We start from the raw sequence: 14,803 nt of genomic DNA on the forward strand, positions 1-14,803 counted from the left end.
GTCAACGAGGGAGTTGGGGCCGATTGCTCGCAATCGCTTTTGTGTTGCGTTATCGTGTACTAATTGTGTCCGACGTACTTGCCGATGAGCGCGTCGCGAGTGCCACCCACCCGAATACGGAGAGCTCAAGCACATGACGTTCGTGATCTCGCAGGGATGCTGCAACGACGGGTCGTGCATCGCCGTCTGCCCCGTCCAGTGCATCCGCCCTCGTCCCGGCGACCCCGACTTCACCACCACCGAGCAGCTGTACATCGATCCGGGCACCTGTATCGACTGCGGCGCCTGCATGGACGAGTGCCCGGTCGAGGCGGTCCACTCCGACTGGGACCTGCCCGAAGAGCTGTCGGACTACATGGCGATCAACGCCGAGTACTTCGTGGTCAATCCCCTCGTCGGGGTCGGCGCGCCGACCTTCACCCGCCGAATGCTGCCGCAGGACAAGGCCTCGCTGAGCGTCGCCATCGTCGGCACCGGGCCCGCGGCGTGCTACGCGGCCGCCACGCTCAGCGACATCAAGGGCGTCTCGGTCACCATGCTCGAGCGGCTGCCCACGCCATTCGGGCTGGTGCGTGCCGGTGTCGCACCAGACCATGCCAAGACGAAGAAGATCGTCGACCGGTTCGCCGGCGTGCTGTCCCGGCCCAACGTGACCTGCTACTTCAACGTCGAGGTCGGCAAGGACATCGCGGTCGAGGAGCTGCTCGAGTATCACCATGCCGTGCTCTGGGCCGGCGGTGCGAGGGACGACCGCAAGCTCGGCATTCCCGGCGAGGACCTTCCCGGGGTGCACGCCGCCCGGACGTTCGTCGCCTGGTACAACGGCCACCCCGACCACGCGACCGAAAGCTTCGACCTCAGCGGCGAGCGAGTCGTGGTGATCGGCAACGGCAACGTCGCCCTCGACGTCGCGCGGACGCTGCTGCGTCCGGCCGACGACTTCCACGCCACCGAGATGGCCCAGCACGCCATCGCCGCGCTCGCCGGCAGCAGCGTCACCGAGGTGGTCGTCGCCGCCCGGCGCGGCGCCGAGCACGGAGCGTTCTCACAGGGTGAGCTGCTGGCGCTGGAGAAGCTCGAAGGGATCGCCGTCGTCGCCGAGCGCGACGAGGTGGCGGACCGCGGTAGTGGGCGCAAGCACGAGGTGCTGCTGCGCGCCGTGGACCGTGACGGCGCCGAGGGGCCGGTGATCCGGTTCCGGTTCGGTCTCGAGCCGATCTCGGTCGAGGGCGAGAACGAGGTCGAGGCGATCACCTTCCGCCGTCCCGACGGGACAACCGAGCGTGTCGAGACCTCGCTGGTGTTGCGCGCCATCGGCTACCGCGGCACCGCGGTCGCGGGCCTGCCGTTCGACGAGACGACCGCGACGCTGCCGAACGATGCCGGCCGCGTCGTCGACCCCGAACGCGACGAGGCGGTACCGGGCCTCTACTGCTCCGGCTGGATCAAGCGCGGTCCGCGCGGGATCATCGGGAGCAACAAGCAGGACGCCGAGGAGACTGTCGACAGCGTCCTCCACGATCTCGCCGCCGGTCGGCTCTCCGATCCGTGCCGCACGCCCGACGAGCTGGAGAAATTGCTCGCGGACCGGGTCGAGGACCTGCTCGACAAAGCGGCCTGGGGGCGCATCGACTTGGAGGAGAAGCGCCGGGGACGGGAGAACGCGCGGCCGCGGCAGAAGCTGGTGACCATCCCCGAGCTGCTCGCGGCATCCCGGGCGCAGGCATGAGCGCAGGGCCGGTAGCGGCCGCCGAGATCGTCGAGGTCGGCGGCGCCGCCATCGCCTACCGGCGTCTCGGGTCGCCCGCGGCCGACACCGTGCTCCTCGTCCACGGCGGGGCCGCACATTCCGGCTGGTGGACCGAGGTTGCTCCCGTGCTGGCCCGCGAGCACCACGTCGTGGTGGCCGACCTGAGCGGGCACGGCGACAGCGGGCACCGGCCGGCCTACCGCGCCGAGCTCTGGGCCGAGGAGATGGCTGCCGTGTTGCGCGCCGCGCGAGCAGGCGCGGGCGACGGAGGCAGCACCTCGGCGGTGGTCGGCCACAGCATGGGAGGTCTGGTCGCTGCCGCGACGGCCGCCCGCTTCCCCGAGCTCGTCGACCGGCTGGTCCTGGTCGACACGCGGTTGCCCCTGCGGGAGCTCCCGCCGCCGACCACGACGGCACGGGTCTTCGCCACCGCGAAGGAGGCGCTCGACCGGTTCCGGCTGCTGCCCGACCGGACGAATGCCGACCCGCAGCTGCTGCAGGAGGTCGCCCGCTCCGGGCTCGTCGAGGCCGGCCCGGGGTGGCGGTGGAAGTTCGACCCGGCTGCGCGTCGCCGGCTGAGCAACGACGGCGTACGTGCGGACCTGTCGGCGGTGCTCTGCCCGGTCGGCTACCTGTACGGCGCGCAGACCGACATGGGTGGCCCCGACTCGGTGTCCTGCCTGGAGAAGTGGCTGGGGCACGCGGTACCGGTCGAGGTGGTACCCGATGCCTTCCACCATGTCCCGCTCGACCAGCCGGCACGCTGTGCGGAGGCGATCGAGCGCATGCTCGCCGGGCTGGTCGACCGATGAGCGGGTGGCGGGCGGTCGCGGACCTGATCTCGCGTTGGCTGGTGCCGCGGTATCCGCCGCTGATCGCCGGAGAGCGCTACATCTGCGACCTGAGCGGGGTCGGAAAGCGCCTTGCGGATCTCCGGTTCCTGCGGCTCGACGAGTGGGTGGAGGCGTGCGGCGAGGGCGTGCTGCACCAGGGCGGCTCGGCTGTGTTCGTCGGTGCGCGGGGCGACCGTGTCGAGATCTCCCGGGCGAACGTGTTGTGGCGGCACGACGAGCATCCGCGGATCGTGGCGGCGACCTGCAGTCTCGCGTTGCCACTGGTCCCGCCCCGTCGTCGGCCGACGCCGGTCTGGCGTGTCGGCTCGACGCGTATCGACGTCCCCGGCATGGTCGAGCTGGGTCGCTTGATCGACGGAGGGCAGTGAGCGATGGGCGGCCACGCGAACGACGGCGACATCACGCCGTTCGAGGTCCACGTCGCGGACGGCGTGCTCGACGACCTTCGGCAGCGGCTGGCACTGACTCGATGGCCCGACCAGATCCCGGGCTCGGGATGGGAGCGCGGAGCCGACGGCGACTACCTGCGCGCCCTGGTCGACTACTGGCGCGACGACTTCGACTGGCGCGCGGCCGAGCGCGTGCAGAACACCTGGCCGCAGTTCCTCACCACGCTCGACGGGGCACGCGTCCACTTCTTCCACGTGCGCTCGCCGCATCCCCAGGCGAGGCCGCTGATGCTGACGCACGGGTGGCCGAGCACGCCGCTGGAGTTCCTCGAGGTGATCGGTCCGCTGACGGATCCGACGGCATACGGCGGACGAGCCGAGGACGCCTGCCACGTGGTCGCGCCGTCGCTGCCCGGGTTCGGCTGGAGCTTGCCGACGACGGAGAGTGGCTGGCATCCGGGCCGCATCGCGCGCGCCTGGCTCGAGCTCATGACGCGCCTGGGATACGAGCGGTTCGCTGCCCACGGGACCGACTGGGGATCGGTGGTCTCCACCGCGATGGCCAGGGAGGCGCCCGAGCGACTCGCCGGCCTCCACCTCACCCTCCTCGTGAGCGGACTGCGCCCCCGCAACGGCGTGCTCACACCGGAGGAGGAGCACCAGCAGCAGGCGAACGAGGCACTGCGCGCGACCGAACTCGGCTACGTGATGCTCCAGTCGACCAAGCCACAGACGCTCTCGTACGCGCTCGCGGATTCGCCTGTCGGTCAGGCGGCATGGATCGTGGAGAAGCTGCGCACGTGGACCGACTGCGCCGGGGACCTGGAATCCGTCCTGACCAAGGACGAGATCCTCACCAGCGTGACGACCTTCTGGGCGACCGGGACCGGCGGCTCGTCGGGACGGCTATACCACGAGGCTCGTCTGGCCGCACTCGGCTCGACCCCGCCGCAGGGCCGGATCGAGGTGCCGACCGCAGTCGCCCTGTTCCCTCGGGAGCTTTATCCGACGTCCCTGCGGATCGCCTCGGACCACTACAACATCGTGCGGTGGACGCCGATGGCACGAGGCGGCCACTTCGGTGCGTGGGAGCAGCCGGAGCTCCTGGTCGCCGACCTGCGTGCCTTCCTCGCCGGACTCTAGGGCGCGCTGCGGAGTGTTCAAAAGTGGAGATACCAGAGGAGAAGTCATGATGATTCCGCTGTGGATCGGCCGTACGGCCGTGATTGCGCTGTCGGCTGTCGATGGGGCATTGGTCGACGGGGCATTGGATACTCGCGGTCTGAAATCCGTAGTCCGATGAGCCCCCACCGCACAGCCACCCGCACCGGGGTGAGGCGATACCCGCGACGACCCGACAGGAAACCGACGGAATCGCAGATCATGGTCGACTTCGCCTCGATGTGGCAGCCGTGGGGCGGCGCGCCCGACGACGACATCCTCGTCCGCTTCGGCCTGCCCGAGCACGCGTTCTACCAGCGGCTGGCCAACATCCTGACCCGTGGTCGTGTTCGGCTCACGCCGCACCGAGCGAGTTCGCTCTTCGAACTGTGCGAACAGAAGCTCTCGATCTCCGACCCCGACCAGACCCCTCCTGCGGCTTCGCCACCCGTGAGTACTTGTTAACCTTCCGCGGTTAATAAGTACTCACGGGCGCGAAGCGCACAGGAAACTCCCAGCCTCCGTCCAGAGTGATCGCAGCGTCCGGGCTGAACCTTGGACCCATGACGACGAATTCCCTCTCCCGAGCACCGGGCGCCATGGGACGACTCGAGACCTCCGGAACTTCCGAGACCGCGCCCGTGCTCGACGTTGTCGTGCCGGTCTACAACGAGGAAGCAGGACTCGAACGTTGCGTGCGCCGGCTGCGGCGGCACCTCGACGAGAACGTTCCCTACACCGCCCGCATCACCATCGCCGACAACGCCAGCGTCGACGCCACCCTCGCCGTGGCCCACCGCCTGGCCGCCGAGATCGACGGCGTCCGCGTCGTGCATCTCGACGAGAAGGGGCGCGGCCGCGCCCTGCGCGCGGTGTGGAGTGCCTCCGACGCCGAGGTGGTGGCGTACATGGACGTCGATCTGTCGACGGACCTCAACGCCCTGATGCCGCTGATCGCACCGCTGCTGTCGGGGCATTCGGACCTCGCGATCGGCTCCCGGCTCGCCCGCTCCTCGCGGGTGGTCCGGGGCCCGAAGCGCGAGTTCATCTCCCGCAGCTACAACCTCATCCTCCGCAGCGCGCTGCACGCGCGGTTCTCCGACGCGCAGTGCGGGTTCAAGGCGATGCGCGCGGACGTCGCGCAGCGCCTGCTGCCGTTGGTCGAGGACACCGGATGGTTCTTCGACACGGAATTGCTGGTGCTCGCGGAACGCGCGGGCCTGCGCATCCACGAGGTCCCCGTCGACTGGGTGGACGACCCGGACAGCCGCGTCGACATCGTCGCGACCGCGGTCGCCGACCTCAAGGGTGTGTGGCGGGTGGGCCGGGCGCTGTCTACCGGATCGCTGCCGATCGGCAGTCTCCGGGACAGCTTCGGACGCGAGCCGCTGGTGCCCGGGGTTCCCCGCGGCATGGTCGGGCAGTTGGCCCGGTTCGCGGTGATCGGGATCGCCTCCACCGTCGCGTACGCGCTGCTCTACCTGGTTCTGCATCCGGTCCTGGGTGCGCAGTGGGCCAACGCCGTCTCACTGCTCGTCACGGCCGTGCTCAACACGGCCGCGAACCGCGCGTTCACGTTCGGAGTGCGCGGATCCGAAGGCGCCGCCCGGCACCAGATGCAGGGTCTGCTCGTGTTCGGGTTCGGACTGTTCCTCACCAGCGGTTCCCTGTTCGTCCTGCACTCGGCGGCCCCGGACGCGTCCAAGCACGTCGAACTCGCCGTCCTCGTCCTCGCCAATCTCGTTGCCACCATCAGCCGTTTCATAGCCCTTCGCTGGGTGTTCCGGAACGCTCGCCCCGAAGGAGTTCACGCATGACGACGACCCTCGAGCAACCGAAGGTCGAAACGCCCGAACCTCCTCCCGCCCGGCGGAGGTGGGAGCCCTGGGCGCTTGCCGCACTGCTCGTCGGGACGGCGGTCGCGTACATCTGGGGGCTCGGCGCCTCCGGCTGGGCCAACTCGTTCTACGCCGCCGCGGTGCAGGCGGGTTCGGAGTCGTGGAAGGCGTTCTTCTTCGGTTCCTCCGACGCAGCCAACTCCATCACCGTCGACAAGCCGCCGATGTCGCTGTGGGTGATGTCGTTGTCGGTCCGGATCTTCGGCCTCAACACCTGGGCGATGCTGGTACCGCAGGCGCTGCTCGGCGTCGGTTCCGTCGCTCTGCTGTACGCGACGGTGAAGCGGTGGTTCGGGGCCGCGGCCGGTCTGCTCGCCGGTCTGGTGCTCGCACTGACGCCGATCGCGGTGCTCATGTTCCGGTTCAACAACCCGGACGCGCTGCTGGTGCTGCTGATGATCGCGTCCGTGTGGGCGATGCTGCGTGCCGTGGAGGACGGACGCACCCGGTGGATGGTGCTGACCGGCGTGTTCGTCGGGCTGGGGTTCCTCACCAAGCAGCTTCAGGTGATGCTCGTCGTCCCGCCGCTCGCCCTGACCTACCTCCTCGCGGGACCGCCGAAGTTCGGCAAACGCCTCGCCCAGTGCTTCGCCGCGCTCGGCGCGATGATCGTCTCCGCGGGCTGGTGGTTGCTGACCGTCGAGCTGTGGCCGGCGTCGTCGCGGCCCTGGATCGGTGGTTCGCAGAACAACTCGATCCTCGAACTCACGCTGGGCTACAACGGTCTCGGCCGGTTGAACGGTGAGGAGACGGGCAGCGTCACGCCCGGTGGCGGCGCGCGTGGCGAAGCCGGAGCAGCATTGGGCGACGCCATGGCAGGCGGGGGCTTCCCCGGAGGCGGCCCCGGCGGTGGCGGCGGAATGTGGGGCAGCACCGGCATCACGCGCATGTTCGAGTCGGCTCAGGGCGGTCAGATCGCCTGGCTGATCCCGGCCGCGCTGATCCTGCTGGTCGCCGGTCTCGCAGTGCGCGGCAGGGCGCCACGCACCGACACGCACCGTGCGTCGTTCGTCGTGTGGGGACTGTGGCTGCTCGTCACCGGACTGACGTTCAGTTTCATGGCGGGAATCTTCCACGCCTACTACACCGTCGCGCTCGCACCGGCCGTCGCCGCGCTGGTGGCGATCGGTTCGGTGACGCTGTGGCGGCGACGCGACACCCTGTGGGTGCGTGCGGTTCTCGCGGTGACCCTGCTGGCCACCGCGGCCATGTCCTGGGTTCTGCTCGGGCGCAGTGCGTCGTTCGTGCCGTGGCTGAAGTGGGCCGTGGTCGTCGCCGGTGTTCTCGCCGCGGTGGCCGTGCTGATCCCGGCGCTGACCAGGGGCCGGATCGCGGCCGTCGTCATGCTGGCCGCGCTGTTCACCGGGCTCGCCGGACCGACGGCGTACGCCGTCGACACGATCGCGACGCCGCACACCGGTTCGATCGTCTCGGCCGGACCCACCGTCGAAGGCGGTCGCGGTGGCTTCGGCGGAATGGGTGGCCCCGGTGGCATGGACGGTGCCGGACGCATGGGCGGGCGCACCGACGGCGGCGCCGCGCCCACGATGCCGGGAGGTGCGGCTCCCGGCATCGCTCCCGGTGCCACCTTCGGCGCAAGTGCCACCGACAGCATGGGCGGTATGGGTGCCATGGGCGGCGGCGCCGCCGGGGGACTGCTCTCCGGCAGCAACCCGAGCCCGGAGCTCGTGGCGTTGCTGGAACAGGATTTCGACAACTACACCTGGGTGGCAGCGGCGATCGGTTCCAACAGTGCGTCGGGGTACCAACTCGCCACCGAGGATCCGGTCATGCCGATCGGCGGGTTCAACGGCAGCGATCCGTCACCCACGCTCGAGCAGTTCCAGCAGGACGTGGCGGACGGGAAGATCCACTACTTCATCGCCGGCGGCCGAGGCGGCGGAATGGGTGGCGACGGCACCGCGTCGGAGATCTCCACCTGGGTGCAGGCGAACTTCACCGCCGTCACCGTGGACAGCGTGACCCTGTACGACCTCACGTCCTGACCCGAAACCCCCTGTGAGTACTTGTTAACCGCCCGCGGTTAACAAGTACTCACAGGGGTGTCAGAACGAGATCTCGGGCGTGCGGCAGATGAGCAACCTCCGCACGTGCCCCGACTCGTCGAGCTGTGCCGAGGTGTTGAACGACGCCTCGAATTCGCCGTTCCGGGTGGTGCGTCCCAGCGCCAGCTCGACGTCACCCACCCGCGAGCCCGCGAGGATCTCGTGCACCAGCACGCTCTTCTCGCGTTGCTGCAGGTACCCGACGAGACCTGCGCGATCGCCGACGAATTCGGCTGCCTTCCCGCCGCCGGTGGAGAATTGGACCGACATCCGGAAGTCGTCGGTGATCATCGTCAGGACGCGGTCGGGATCGTCCGAATCCATGATCGCGAACCATGCGACCAGCACGGGCGTCGATGACGTCCTCGGGTCCAGGTCAGTCGCGCTTGCCATGTGCCAACTCCCTTGTGAGAATGCTGAATTCGGTGTCGAAGGACACTTCGTACGCGTCGATGGTGCCGTCGGCGCCTAAGTGCATGGCGGCGAGGAAGTAGCCGGTCGTCTTCGTCTCGTTCTCGACGACGGAGCCGTAGGCGAACTGGACGTCGCCGGCGCTGCTCGTCCGCAGCAGCACGTGCCGTCGGTCGACCGGGGGTCGTCCCCGGAGGTAGTCGAGCATGTCGGCGCGGCTGTGGCCGCGACGGACGGTACCGGGAAGGAGTATGGCGAACTCGATCGATTCGTCGAGCAGGGCAACCGCGTCTTCGATCCGGCCGCTGTCGAGGATCGCGTAGTACTGCTCGATCACGAGTGCATCGGTCATGAAATGAACTTAGTTCAACATGGGTGGGTCTGTCGAGAGTCCTTGCCGTCTCGACTTCTGCGAAACTAAACTGAACTCACGTCAATTTACAGGAGAGTTCAATGCAGTCCTCCCTTTCCAGGCCCTGGCCCGAGACCGAACCCGCGGCGATGACCCCCGCCGCCGAGCACGAAGACATCCGCGACGTCATGCGCCGCCTGCTCGACTGCCACTCGACCCTCGAGGACGGCCGACTCGCCGCCCGGTCCCGGGTCGGCTATTCCCCCGAGTTGTGGTCGCTGCTCGTCGAGGAGATGAACGTCGCGGCCCTGACGGTGCCGGAGGATCGCGGCGGCCTCGGATACAGCGTGGTCGAACTCGGCATCGTTCTCGAAGAATGCGGGCGCGCGCTGGTCTGCGAACCGGTGCTCACGTCCGCCACGCTGGGAGTGCACGCCCTACTCGCGGCCGAAAGGTCGCGCACGGTGGACGAACTGCTCGACCGGGTCGTCCGGGGCGAACTCGTCGCGACGGTGACGGCCCTGAGTGGGCAGACCGATTTCGTCGACGCCACGCGCGCCGGCCACCGATGGTCGCTGTCCGGTCGCGCGACGAATGTCGTGCAGGGCGGCGCCGCCGATGTCGTCGTGCTGCTCGCGCACGCCGACGACGGACCCGGCCTCTACGCGGTTGATCTGCGGACCGCGACGGTGCGGCGAACAGAACTTCCGGTGGTCGACCCCAGCCGGCGGCAGGCGAATCTGCTCTTCGACGACGCGGAGGCGGTGCGTCTCGCCGGACCCGGTGACGCACCGCGCGCGGTCGAGACGTTGCAGAGCCTCGGAGTGATCGGACTGGCCTGCGAGCACGTCGGCGTGATCGACCGATTGCTGGACAGTACACGGGAATACACCATGCAGCGACGCCAGTTCGGGCGGGCGATCGGCTCCTTTCAGGCTGTCAAGCATCGACTGGCGAACACTCTCGTCGAGCTCGAGAAGGCGCGATCTGCGGCGCGGTACGCGGCCGCGGTGTTCGCGGAAGACCCGGGCGCCGCGGCACTTCCGGCCGCTGTCGCGGGTGCGGTCTGCACCGAGGCCGTGATCGCCACCGCGATGGAGGCCGTGCAACTGCACGGGGGAGTCGGCTTCACCTGGGAACACGCGACGCACTCCTATGTTCGCCGCGCGCTCGGAGACGAACCGCTGCTGGGGGATTCGCGGGCGCACCGCGGGCGGATCGCGGATCTCGTCGGACTTTGACATCGGGCCGGCTGCTGCCGGCAGAATCCGACGCTCTTCGGCCCCGCTATTGACGGACCACCTCCCACCCAGTAGAACTGAAGTGAATCCAGTTCAGTTTCATTCCTCGAAAGGACCCCGACATGGTGGACACCGACCACATCGTTCTCGAGAAGGACGGCGACGTCGCCCGCGTGTGGCTCAACCGCCCGCACAAGAAGAACGCGGTCACCGTCGAGTTGCTGCACCGCCTCGACGAGATCATCGTCGAGGTCGACAACGACCCCGAACTCAAGGTGCTGGTCCTGCGTGGACGCGACGGCACGTTCTGCTCGGGATTCGATCTCGACGAACTGCGGGAGAAGTACGTCGGCTCCACCACCGCGATGGATGTCGCGGTGCTGTCGGCCCGGGTGTGCGACCGCCTGTACTCGATGAACACCCCGTCCGTCGCAGTCCTCGAAGGCTTCGTCACCGCAGGCGGATTCGAGCTGATGATCTCCTGCGACTTCGCGATCGCAGCCGAGGACGCCCGGATCGGCGACTTCCACATCCGCCGCGCACTGTTCGGTGGCGCGGGCCCGATCTACCGGCTGCCGCGCATGATCGGCGTTCGCAAGACCAAGGAGCTCATGCTCACCGGCAAACTCCTCACCGGCAAGGAGGCGGAGGCCTTCGACCTGATCAACGCGTCGGCGCCGGCCGACGACCTGGACAAGCTTCTCGCCGAGTTCATCGCGCCGATCGTGGACAAGAGCCCGTTCATGATGAAGCTCACCAAGATGTGCATCGACCGCGGTCTCGACGCGGACATCCAGTCGCTCATGGTGATGGAGCACCTCGCCGTCGGCAACGCGCTGCAATCGGAGGACGCTCGCGAAGGCGTGAACGCGTTCCTCGAAAAGCGTGAGCCGAAGTGGGTCGGTCGCTGATCCGACCCCGACGACGAATCCCGAGGAGAGAGTGACGATGGGCGAGACACCCACCGCGCCGGCGCTCGAAGCGAGCCGCTGCGCCCACTGTTCGACCGTCGCGTTCCCGGCTGCCACCGTGTGCTCGAGGTGCGCCGGGCCGGCGATGTCGCCGTTGACCTTGAGTGCACGCGGAACGGTCTGGGCGTACACGGTCCAGCGGTTCGCCCCGAAATCGCCGCCGTATGTTCCGCCGCCGGACGGGTTCTCACCGTTCGCGGTCGGCTACGTCGAACTCCCCGAGGGAATCAGGGTCGAAGGCGTTCTCGACTGCCACGACTTCGACGAGTTGGACGACGGGGCGCCGGTGACCTTGGTCGCCACGGCACCGGTGCCCCGGTTCGCCACCGACGCCTATCTGAAGGAGACCCGCTGATGTCCACCGTGTCGATCATCGGGGCCGGACTGTCGAAATTCGGGCGCCAACCGGACAAGACCGGCCGCGGGCTCGCCCTGGACGCGATCGCGTCCGCCCTGGCCGACGCCGGCATCGCATGGACCGACGTTCAGGTCGCGTTCGGTGGCAGCGACGGCTCCGGGCTCGCCGACACTCTGGTGTCCGAACTCGGACTCACCGGAATCCCGTTCACCAATGTCAAGAACGGTTGCGCGACAGGGGGTAGCGCACTGGTGTCGGCCGTCAACGCCATTCGTGCCGGCGCCGCCGACATCGCACTCGCGGTCGGCTTCGACAAGCACCCGCGCGGCGCGTTCGACCCGGCGCCACAGGACTGGGGTCTGCCCGTCGGCTACGGCGAGGCGGGTCTCATGGTCACCACCCAGTTCTTCGGCATCAAGATCGCGCGGTACATGCGCGAACACGGAATCAGCGCCCCCACACTGGCCGCCGTCGCGGAGAAGGCGTATCGCAACGGCTCCCTGAACCCGAATGCCTGGCGGCGTGAACCCATGTCGGCCGAGACGATCGCCGCCGCGGACATGGTCAACGACCCTCTGACCCGGTACATGTTCTGCTCACCCGGCGAGGGCGGTGCGGCCGTCGTCGTGGCGAGCGAGACCGCCGTCCGGCGACTCGGCGGACGACCGGTGCACCTGCGGGGCATTTCGGCGGGCACCCGCCGGTTCGGCTCGTTCGAGGTGTTCGGCCCGTCGATACAGGGCGCGGGAACCCCGTCGAGCGTGAGCACGTCCACCGCGGCCGCCGCATTCGAGCAGGCCGGACTCGGACCTTCCGACGTGGACGTCGCGCAACTCCAGGACACGGAGAGCGGCGCCGAGATCATGCACATGGCCGAATGCGGATTCTGCGAACACGGCGAGCAGGACAAGCTGATCGCCGCGGGGGAGACGGAAATCGGCGGTCGGATCCCGGTCAACACCGACGGCGGTTGCATCGCGAACGGGGAACCGATCGGCGCGTCCGGCCTCCGGCAGATACACGAGATAGTCACGCAATTGCGCGGTGAGGCCGGTGCCCGGCAGGTCCCCGGAAACCCGCGGATCGGATTCACCCACGTCTACGGTGCGCCCGGGATCAGCGCCTGCACCGTCCTGTCAGTCTGAGGAAGAGCCATGAATCAAGCAACGATGCCCGGCCTGGACCAGTTCGTGGACGACGCCCGCGCGTGGCTGCGAACGGTCGCCGAACCGCGCACCCAGATCAAATGGGGGGTGGGACCCGACTCGGTCGCCGTCTTCGAGAACTGGACCGCTGCGCAGGAACGCGAAGAGACCGACCACATCCGGGCGTACGAGCAGACGAAGTTCGACGCCGGCTGGGGTTCGATGAACTGGCCGGTCGAATTCGGCGGCCGCGGACTGCCGATGTCCTACGTGCTGGCCTTCCGGCGGGAGGAGAACTGTTTCGACGTGCCCCGCCGAACCGAAATGTTCTCGGTCACTCAGCAACTGGTAGCACCGGCCATCGCCCAGTGGGGAACGTCCGAGCAGTGTGAGCGGTACGTGCGGGCGATGCTCCGCACCGACATCATCGCCTGTCAGCTGTTCTCGGAAACCGAAGCCGGGTCCGACCTGGCGGCGGTCCGGACGAGAGCGGTCGAGCGGGACGGCCGGTGGACGATCACCGGGCACAAGGTCTGGACGTCCGGCGCCCGGGTCGCCGACGTCGGGGTCGCGGTGTGCCGAACCGACCCCGACGCGCCCCAACACAAGGGCCTCACCGTCTTCATGGTCCCGATGGACGCTCCCGGCGTCACCGTCCGGCCGATCCGCCAGATGACCGGGGGCAGTTCCTTCAACGAGGTGTATCTCGACGGCGTCGAACTGTCGGACGACTACCGGCTGGGGCCGGTGGGGCAGGGCTGGCCGGTCGCATTGACCGTGCTGGCCGCCGAGCGCCTCGACGCCGGGAATCTCGGCCTGGCCAACGCGGACCAGGCCGTCGAACTCGCCCGCCACCTGGGCCGGGAGCTGTCCGAGATCGAGCGCGACAAGGTCGCGGATCTGGTGACGCGCAGCTATGTCCAGCGGGTGACGGGCATGCGGGTGGCCGCCGCCGTGGTCGCCGACAAGGACCCCGGCCCGGAGGCGTCGGTGGGCAAGTTGCTCGCCACCGACACCATGGCGCGCACCTCGGAGGTCGTCCGGATGCTGCTGGGGCGCGACCTGATCGCCGACTCGGGCGAGTGGGGAACGTTCGCGTGGACCGAGCACGTACTCGGCGCACCCGGCTACCGCATCGCAGGCGGCACCGACGAGATCCAGCGCAACATCCTCGCCGAGCGCGTGCTCGGCCTGCCGAGGGAGCCCCGCCCGTGAGTGCAACGATCACCCTCGACGACCGTGTGGCGCGTCGCCTGCGCGAGCAGAACCCGGGCCTGGACGTCGGCCCGCTCGAGCCGTTGCCCGGCGGGCACTCCGGACTGACCTACAAGGTCCGGACCGGTGGGGGCGACCTCGTCGTCAAGGCTGTGCCGGAGGGGCAGCGTCCCATCGGGCGGCACGACATGGTGCGCCAGGCGAGGATCATGGAAACGCTCGGCGCCACAGCGGTTCCCGTGCCCCGCATCGTCACCGTCGACGAGGACGGTCCGGCGTGGTTCGCGATGGAGTGCGTCGCCGGGGAATCCCTCGAGCCGGTGCTCGATACACCGGCGGTCGAACCGGCCGTCGCTGCCGCGCGGATGCGCCGGGCCGTCGAGGTGCTCCCGCTGCTGCATGCGGTGCCCCTCGACACGATCCCGGCCGCCGGTGGTCCGTTGTCGCCGGCCGCCGAGCTGGCGCGGTGGCAACGCACCCTGGGCGCCGTTCCCCCCGAACTCGTCAGTGGGGGCGAGAAGTTGCTGCGTCTGCTCGCCGCCGACGTCCCGGACGGGGTTGCGCCCACGTTGGTGCACGGCGATTACCGGCTCGGCAACATCATCGCGCGGGGCACGGAGCCGGCGGCATTGATCGACTGGGAGATCTGGAGCGTGGGCGATCCGCGGGTCGAGCTCGGCTGGTTCCTCGTCTTCGCCGACGGCGCGAACTTCCCCGGGGTGGGGCGCGCGGTGCCGAACCTGCCGAGCGAGGACGAGCTGATCGACCTCTACACCGGGGACGCCCCGGCACTGCCGGACATGAACTGGTTCAACGCACTCGGCCGTCTGAAGATGGCCGCGATCATGGGCCACAACCTGCGCAGGCACCGAGAGGGCCGCCACCACGACCCCGATCAGGAACGGCTGCCCGACACCATCTCGCAGCTCATTCGCAGCGGCACCGCACTACTTGCCTGACCACTCTTTCGCGCACCGCTCGAGGCGCTGACA

Annotated in this window: 15 protein-coding genes; 13 read left to right on the forward strand and 2 right to left on the reverse strand. The window is 68.9% G+C overall.

The genetic code is table 11. From position 1 onward, the window contains the following. Nucleotides 1-133 precede the first annotated feature (133 nt). The 7 genes from P3H15_RS26745 (at nt 134) to P3H15_RS26775 (ending at nt 8,058) form a co-directional block, all read left to right on the forward strand. A complete protein-coding gene (locus P3H15_RS26745) occupies nt 134-1,729 on the forward strand; it encodes an FAD-dependent oxidoreductase (protein WP_276139998.1) in 1,596 nt (531 codons plus the stop codon). Then, nucleotides 1,726-2,562, forward strand: coding sequence for an alpha/beta fold hydrolase (locus P3H15_RS26750; RefSeq protein WP_276139999.1), 837 nt, complete (start codon nt 1,726-1,728; stop codon nt 2,560-2,562). The genes P3H15_RS26745 and P3H15_RS26750 overlap by 4 nt, the downstream gene beginning before the upstream one ends. Then, nucleotides 2,559-2,972: a hypothetical protein gene (locus tag P3H15_RS26755; RefSeq protein WP_276140000.1), complete on the forward strand. Its 414-nt coding sequence runs from the start codon at nt 2,559-2,561 to the stop codon at nt 2,970-2,972. The genes P3H15_RS26750 and P3H15_RS26755 overlap by 4 nt, the downstream gene beginning before the upstream one ends. 3 nt (nt 2,973-2,975) lie before the next feature. Continuing rightward, nucleotides 2,976-4,136, forward strand: coding sequence for an epoxide hydrolase family protein (locus tag P3H15_RS26760; RefSeq protein ID WP_276140001.1), 1,161 nt, complete (start codon nt 2,976-2,978; stop codon nt 4,134-4,136). A gap of 240 nt (nt 4,137-4,376) precedes the next feature. Continuing rightward, nucleotides 4,377-4,619 (forward strand): hypothetical protein, encoded by a 243-nt coding sequence (locus P3H15_RS26765; protein WP_276140002.1) that lies wholly within the window; start codon nt 4,377-4,379, stop codon nt 4,617-4,619. 98 nt (nt 4,620-4,717) lie between these two features. Then, nucleotides 4,718-5,971, forward strand: a complete 1,254-nt coding sequence (locus P3H15_RS26770) for a bifunctional glycosyltransferase family 2/GtrA family protein (protein ID WP_276140003.1) — start codon at nt 4,718-4,720, stop codon at nt 5,969-5,971. Further along, on the forward strand, nt 5,968-8,058 hold the full coding sequence (locus P3H15_RS26775) for a glycosyltransferase family 39 protein (protein ID WP_276140004.1): 2,091 nt from the start codon (nt 5,968-5,970) through the stop codon (nt 8,056-8,058). Before P3H15_RS26770 ends, P3H15_RS26775 begins: the two co-directional genes overlap by 4 nt. A gap of 60 nt (nt 8,059-8,118) precedes the next feature. Here the strand turns inward: P3H15_RS26775 and P3H15_RS26780 are convergent, their stop codons facing one another. Continuing rightward, nucleotides 8,119-8,511 (reverse strand): hypothetical protein, encoded by a 393-nt coding sequence (locus P3H15_RS26780; RefSeq protein WP_276140005.1) that lies wholly within the window; start codon nt 8,509-8,511, stop codon nt 8,119-8,121. After that, nucleotides 8,495-8,881 carry a hypothetical protein gene (locus tag P3H15_RS26785; protein ID WP_276140006.1) on the reverse strand — a complete coding sequence of 129 codons (387 nt, stop codon included), beginning with the start codon at nt 8,879-8,881 and terminating at the stop codon, nt 8,495-8,497. Before P3H15_RS26785 ends, P3H15_RS26780 begins: the two co-directional genes overlap by 17 nt. 101 nt (nt 8,882-8,982) lie before the next feature. Between P3H15_RS26785 and P3H15_RS26790 the strand changes: the two genes are divergently transcribed. The 6 genes from P3H15_RS26790 to P3H15_RS26815 all read left to right on the forward strand — a co-directional run bounded on the left by P3H15_RS26790 (nt 8,983) and on the right by P3H15_RS26815 (nt 14,770). Next, nucleotides 8,983-10,122, forward strand: coding sequence for an acyl-CoA dehydrogenase family protein (locus P3H15_RS26790; protein WP_276140007.1), 1,140 nt, complete (start codon nt 8,983-8,985; stop codon nt 10,120-10,122). Between the two features lie 122 nt (nt 10,123-10,244). Then, nucleotides 10,245-11,033: an enoyl-CoA hydratase/isomerase family protein gene (locus tag P3H15_RS26795; RefSeq protein WP_276140008.1), complete on the forward strand. Its 789-nt coding sequence runs from the start codon at nt 10,245-10,247 to the stop codon at nt 11,031-11,033. Between the two features lie 37 nt (nt 11,034-11,070). Further along, nucleotides 11,071-11,448, forward strand: a complete 378-nt coding sequence (locus P3H15_RS26800; RefSeq protein ID WP_276140009.1) for a Zn-ribbon domain-containing OB-fold protein — start codon at nt 11,071-11,073, stop codon at nt 11,446-11,448. Continuing rightward, entirely contained in the window at nt 11,448-12,596 is a 1,149-nt protein-coding gene (locus P3H15_RS26805; RefSeq protein ID WP_276140010.1) for a thiolase family protein, read from the forward strand. Before P3H15_RS26800 ends, P3H15_RS26805 begins: the two co-directional genes overlap by 1 nt. A gap of 9 nt (nt 12,597-12,605) precedes the next feature. Next, the gene (locus P3H15_RS26810) at nt 12,606-13,811 is read left to right on the forward strand and encodes an acyl-CoA dehydrogenase family protein (protein WP_276140011.1); all 1,206 of its coding nucleotides are present in this window, start codon (nt 12,606-12,608) and stop codon (nt 13,809-13,811) included. Further along, nucleotides 13,808-14,770: a phosphotransferase family protein gene (locus P3H15_RS26815; RefSeq protein WP_276140012.1), complete on the forward strand. Its 963-nt coding sequence runs from the start codon at nt 13,808-13,810 to the stop codon at nt 14,768-14,770. The genes P3H15_RS26810 and P3H15_RS26815 overlap by 4 nt, the downstream gene beginning before the upstream one ends. The last annotated feature ends 33 nt before the right edge of the window (nt 14,771-14,803 follow it).

Origin of the sequence: Rhodococcus sp. T2V (assembly GCF_029269925.1) — a bacterium.
In the GTDB taxonomy this organism is placed as follows: Bacteria; Actinomycetota; Actinomycetes; order Mycobacteriales; family Mycobacteriaceae; genus Rhodococcus_F; species Rhodococcus_F koreensis.

Excerpts from the sequence above, each read along its gene's own strand:
- P3H15_RS26745 (WP_276139998.1), top strand. The coding sequence starts at position 134 with ATGACGTTCGTGATCTCGCAGGGATGCTGCAACGACGGGTCGTGCATC.
- P3H15_RS26750 (WP_276139999.1), top strand. The coding sequence starts at position 1,726 with ATGAGCGCAGGGCCGGTAGCGGCCGCCGAGATCGTCGAGGTCGGCGGC.
- P3H15_RS26755 (WP_276140000.1), top strand. The coding sequence starts at position 2,559 with ATGAGCGGGTGGCGGGCGGTCGCGGACCTGATCTCGCGTTGGCTGGTG.
- P3H15_RS26760 (WP_276140001.1), top strand. The coding sequence starts at position 2,976 with ATGGGCGGCCACGCGAACGACGGCGACATCACGCCGTTCGAGGTCCAC.
- P3H15_RS26765 (WP_276140002.1), top strand. The coding sequence starts at position 4,377 with ATGGTCGACTTCGCCTCGATGTGGCAGCCGTGGGGCGGCGCGCCCGAC.
- P3H15_RS26770 (WP_276140003.1), top strand. The coding sequence starts at position 4,718 with ATGACGACGAATTCCCTCTCCCGAGCACCGGGCGCCATGGGACGACTC.
- P3H15_RS26775 (WP_276140004.1), top strand. The coding sequence starts at position 5,968 with ATGACGACGACCCTCGAGCAACCGAAGGTCGAAACGCCCGAACCTCCT.
- P3H15_RS26780 (WP_276140005.1), bottom strand. The coding sequence starts at position 8,511 with ATGGCAAGCGCGACTGACCTGGACCCGAGGACGTCATCGACGCCCGTG.
- P3H15_RS26785 (WP_276140006.1), bottom strand. The coding sequence starts at position 8,881 with ATGACCGATGCACTCGTGATCGAGCAGTACTACGCGATCCTCGACAGC.
- P3H15_RS26790 (WP_276140007.1), top strand. The coding sequence starts at position 8,983 with ATGCAGTCCTCCCTTTCCAGGCCCTGGCCCGAGACCGAACCCGCGGCG.
- P3H15_RS26795 (WP_276140008.1), top strand. The coding sequence starts at position 10,245 with ATGGTGGACACCGACCACATCGTTCTCGAGAAGGACGGCGACGTCGCC.
- P3H15_RS26800 (WP_276140009.1), top strand. The coding sequence starts at position 11,071 with ATGGGCGAGACACCCACCGCGCCGGCGCTCGAAGCGAGCCGCTGCGCC.
- P3H15_RS26805 (WP_276140010.1), top strand. The coding sequence starts at position 11,448 with ATGTCCACCGTGTCGATCATCGGGGCCGGACTGTCGAAATTCGGGCGC.
- P3H15_RS26810 (WP_276140011.1), top strand. The coding sequence starts at position 12,606 with ATGAATCAAGCAACGATGCCCGGCCTGGACCAGTTCGTGGACGACGCC.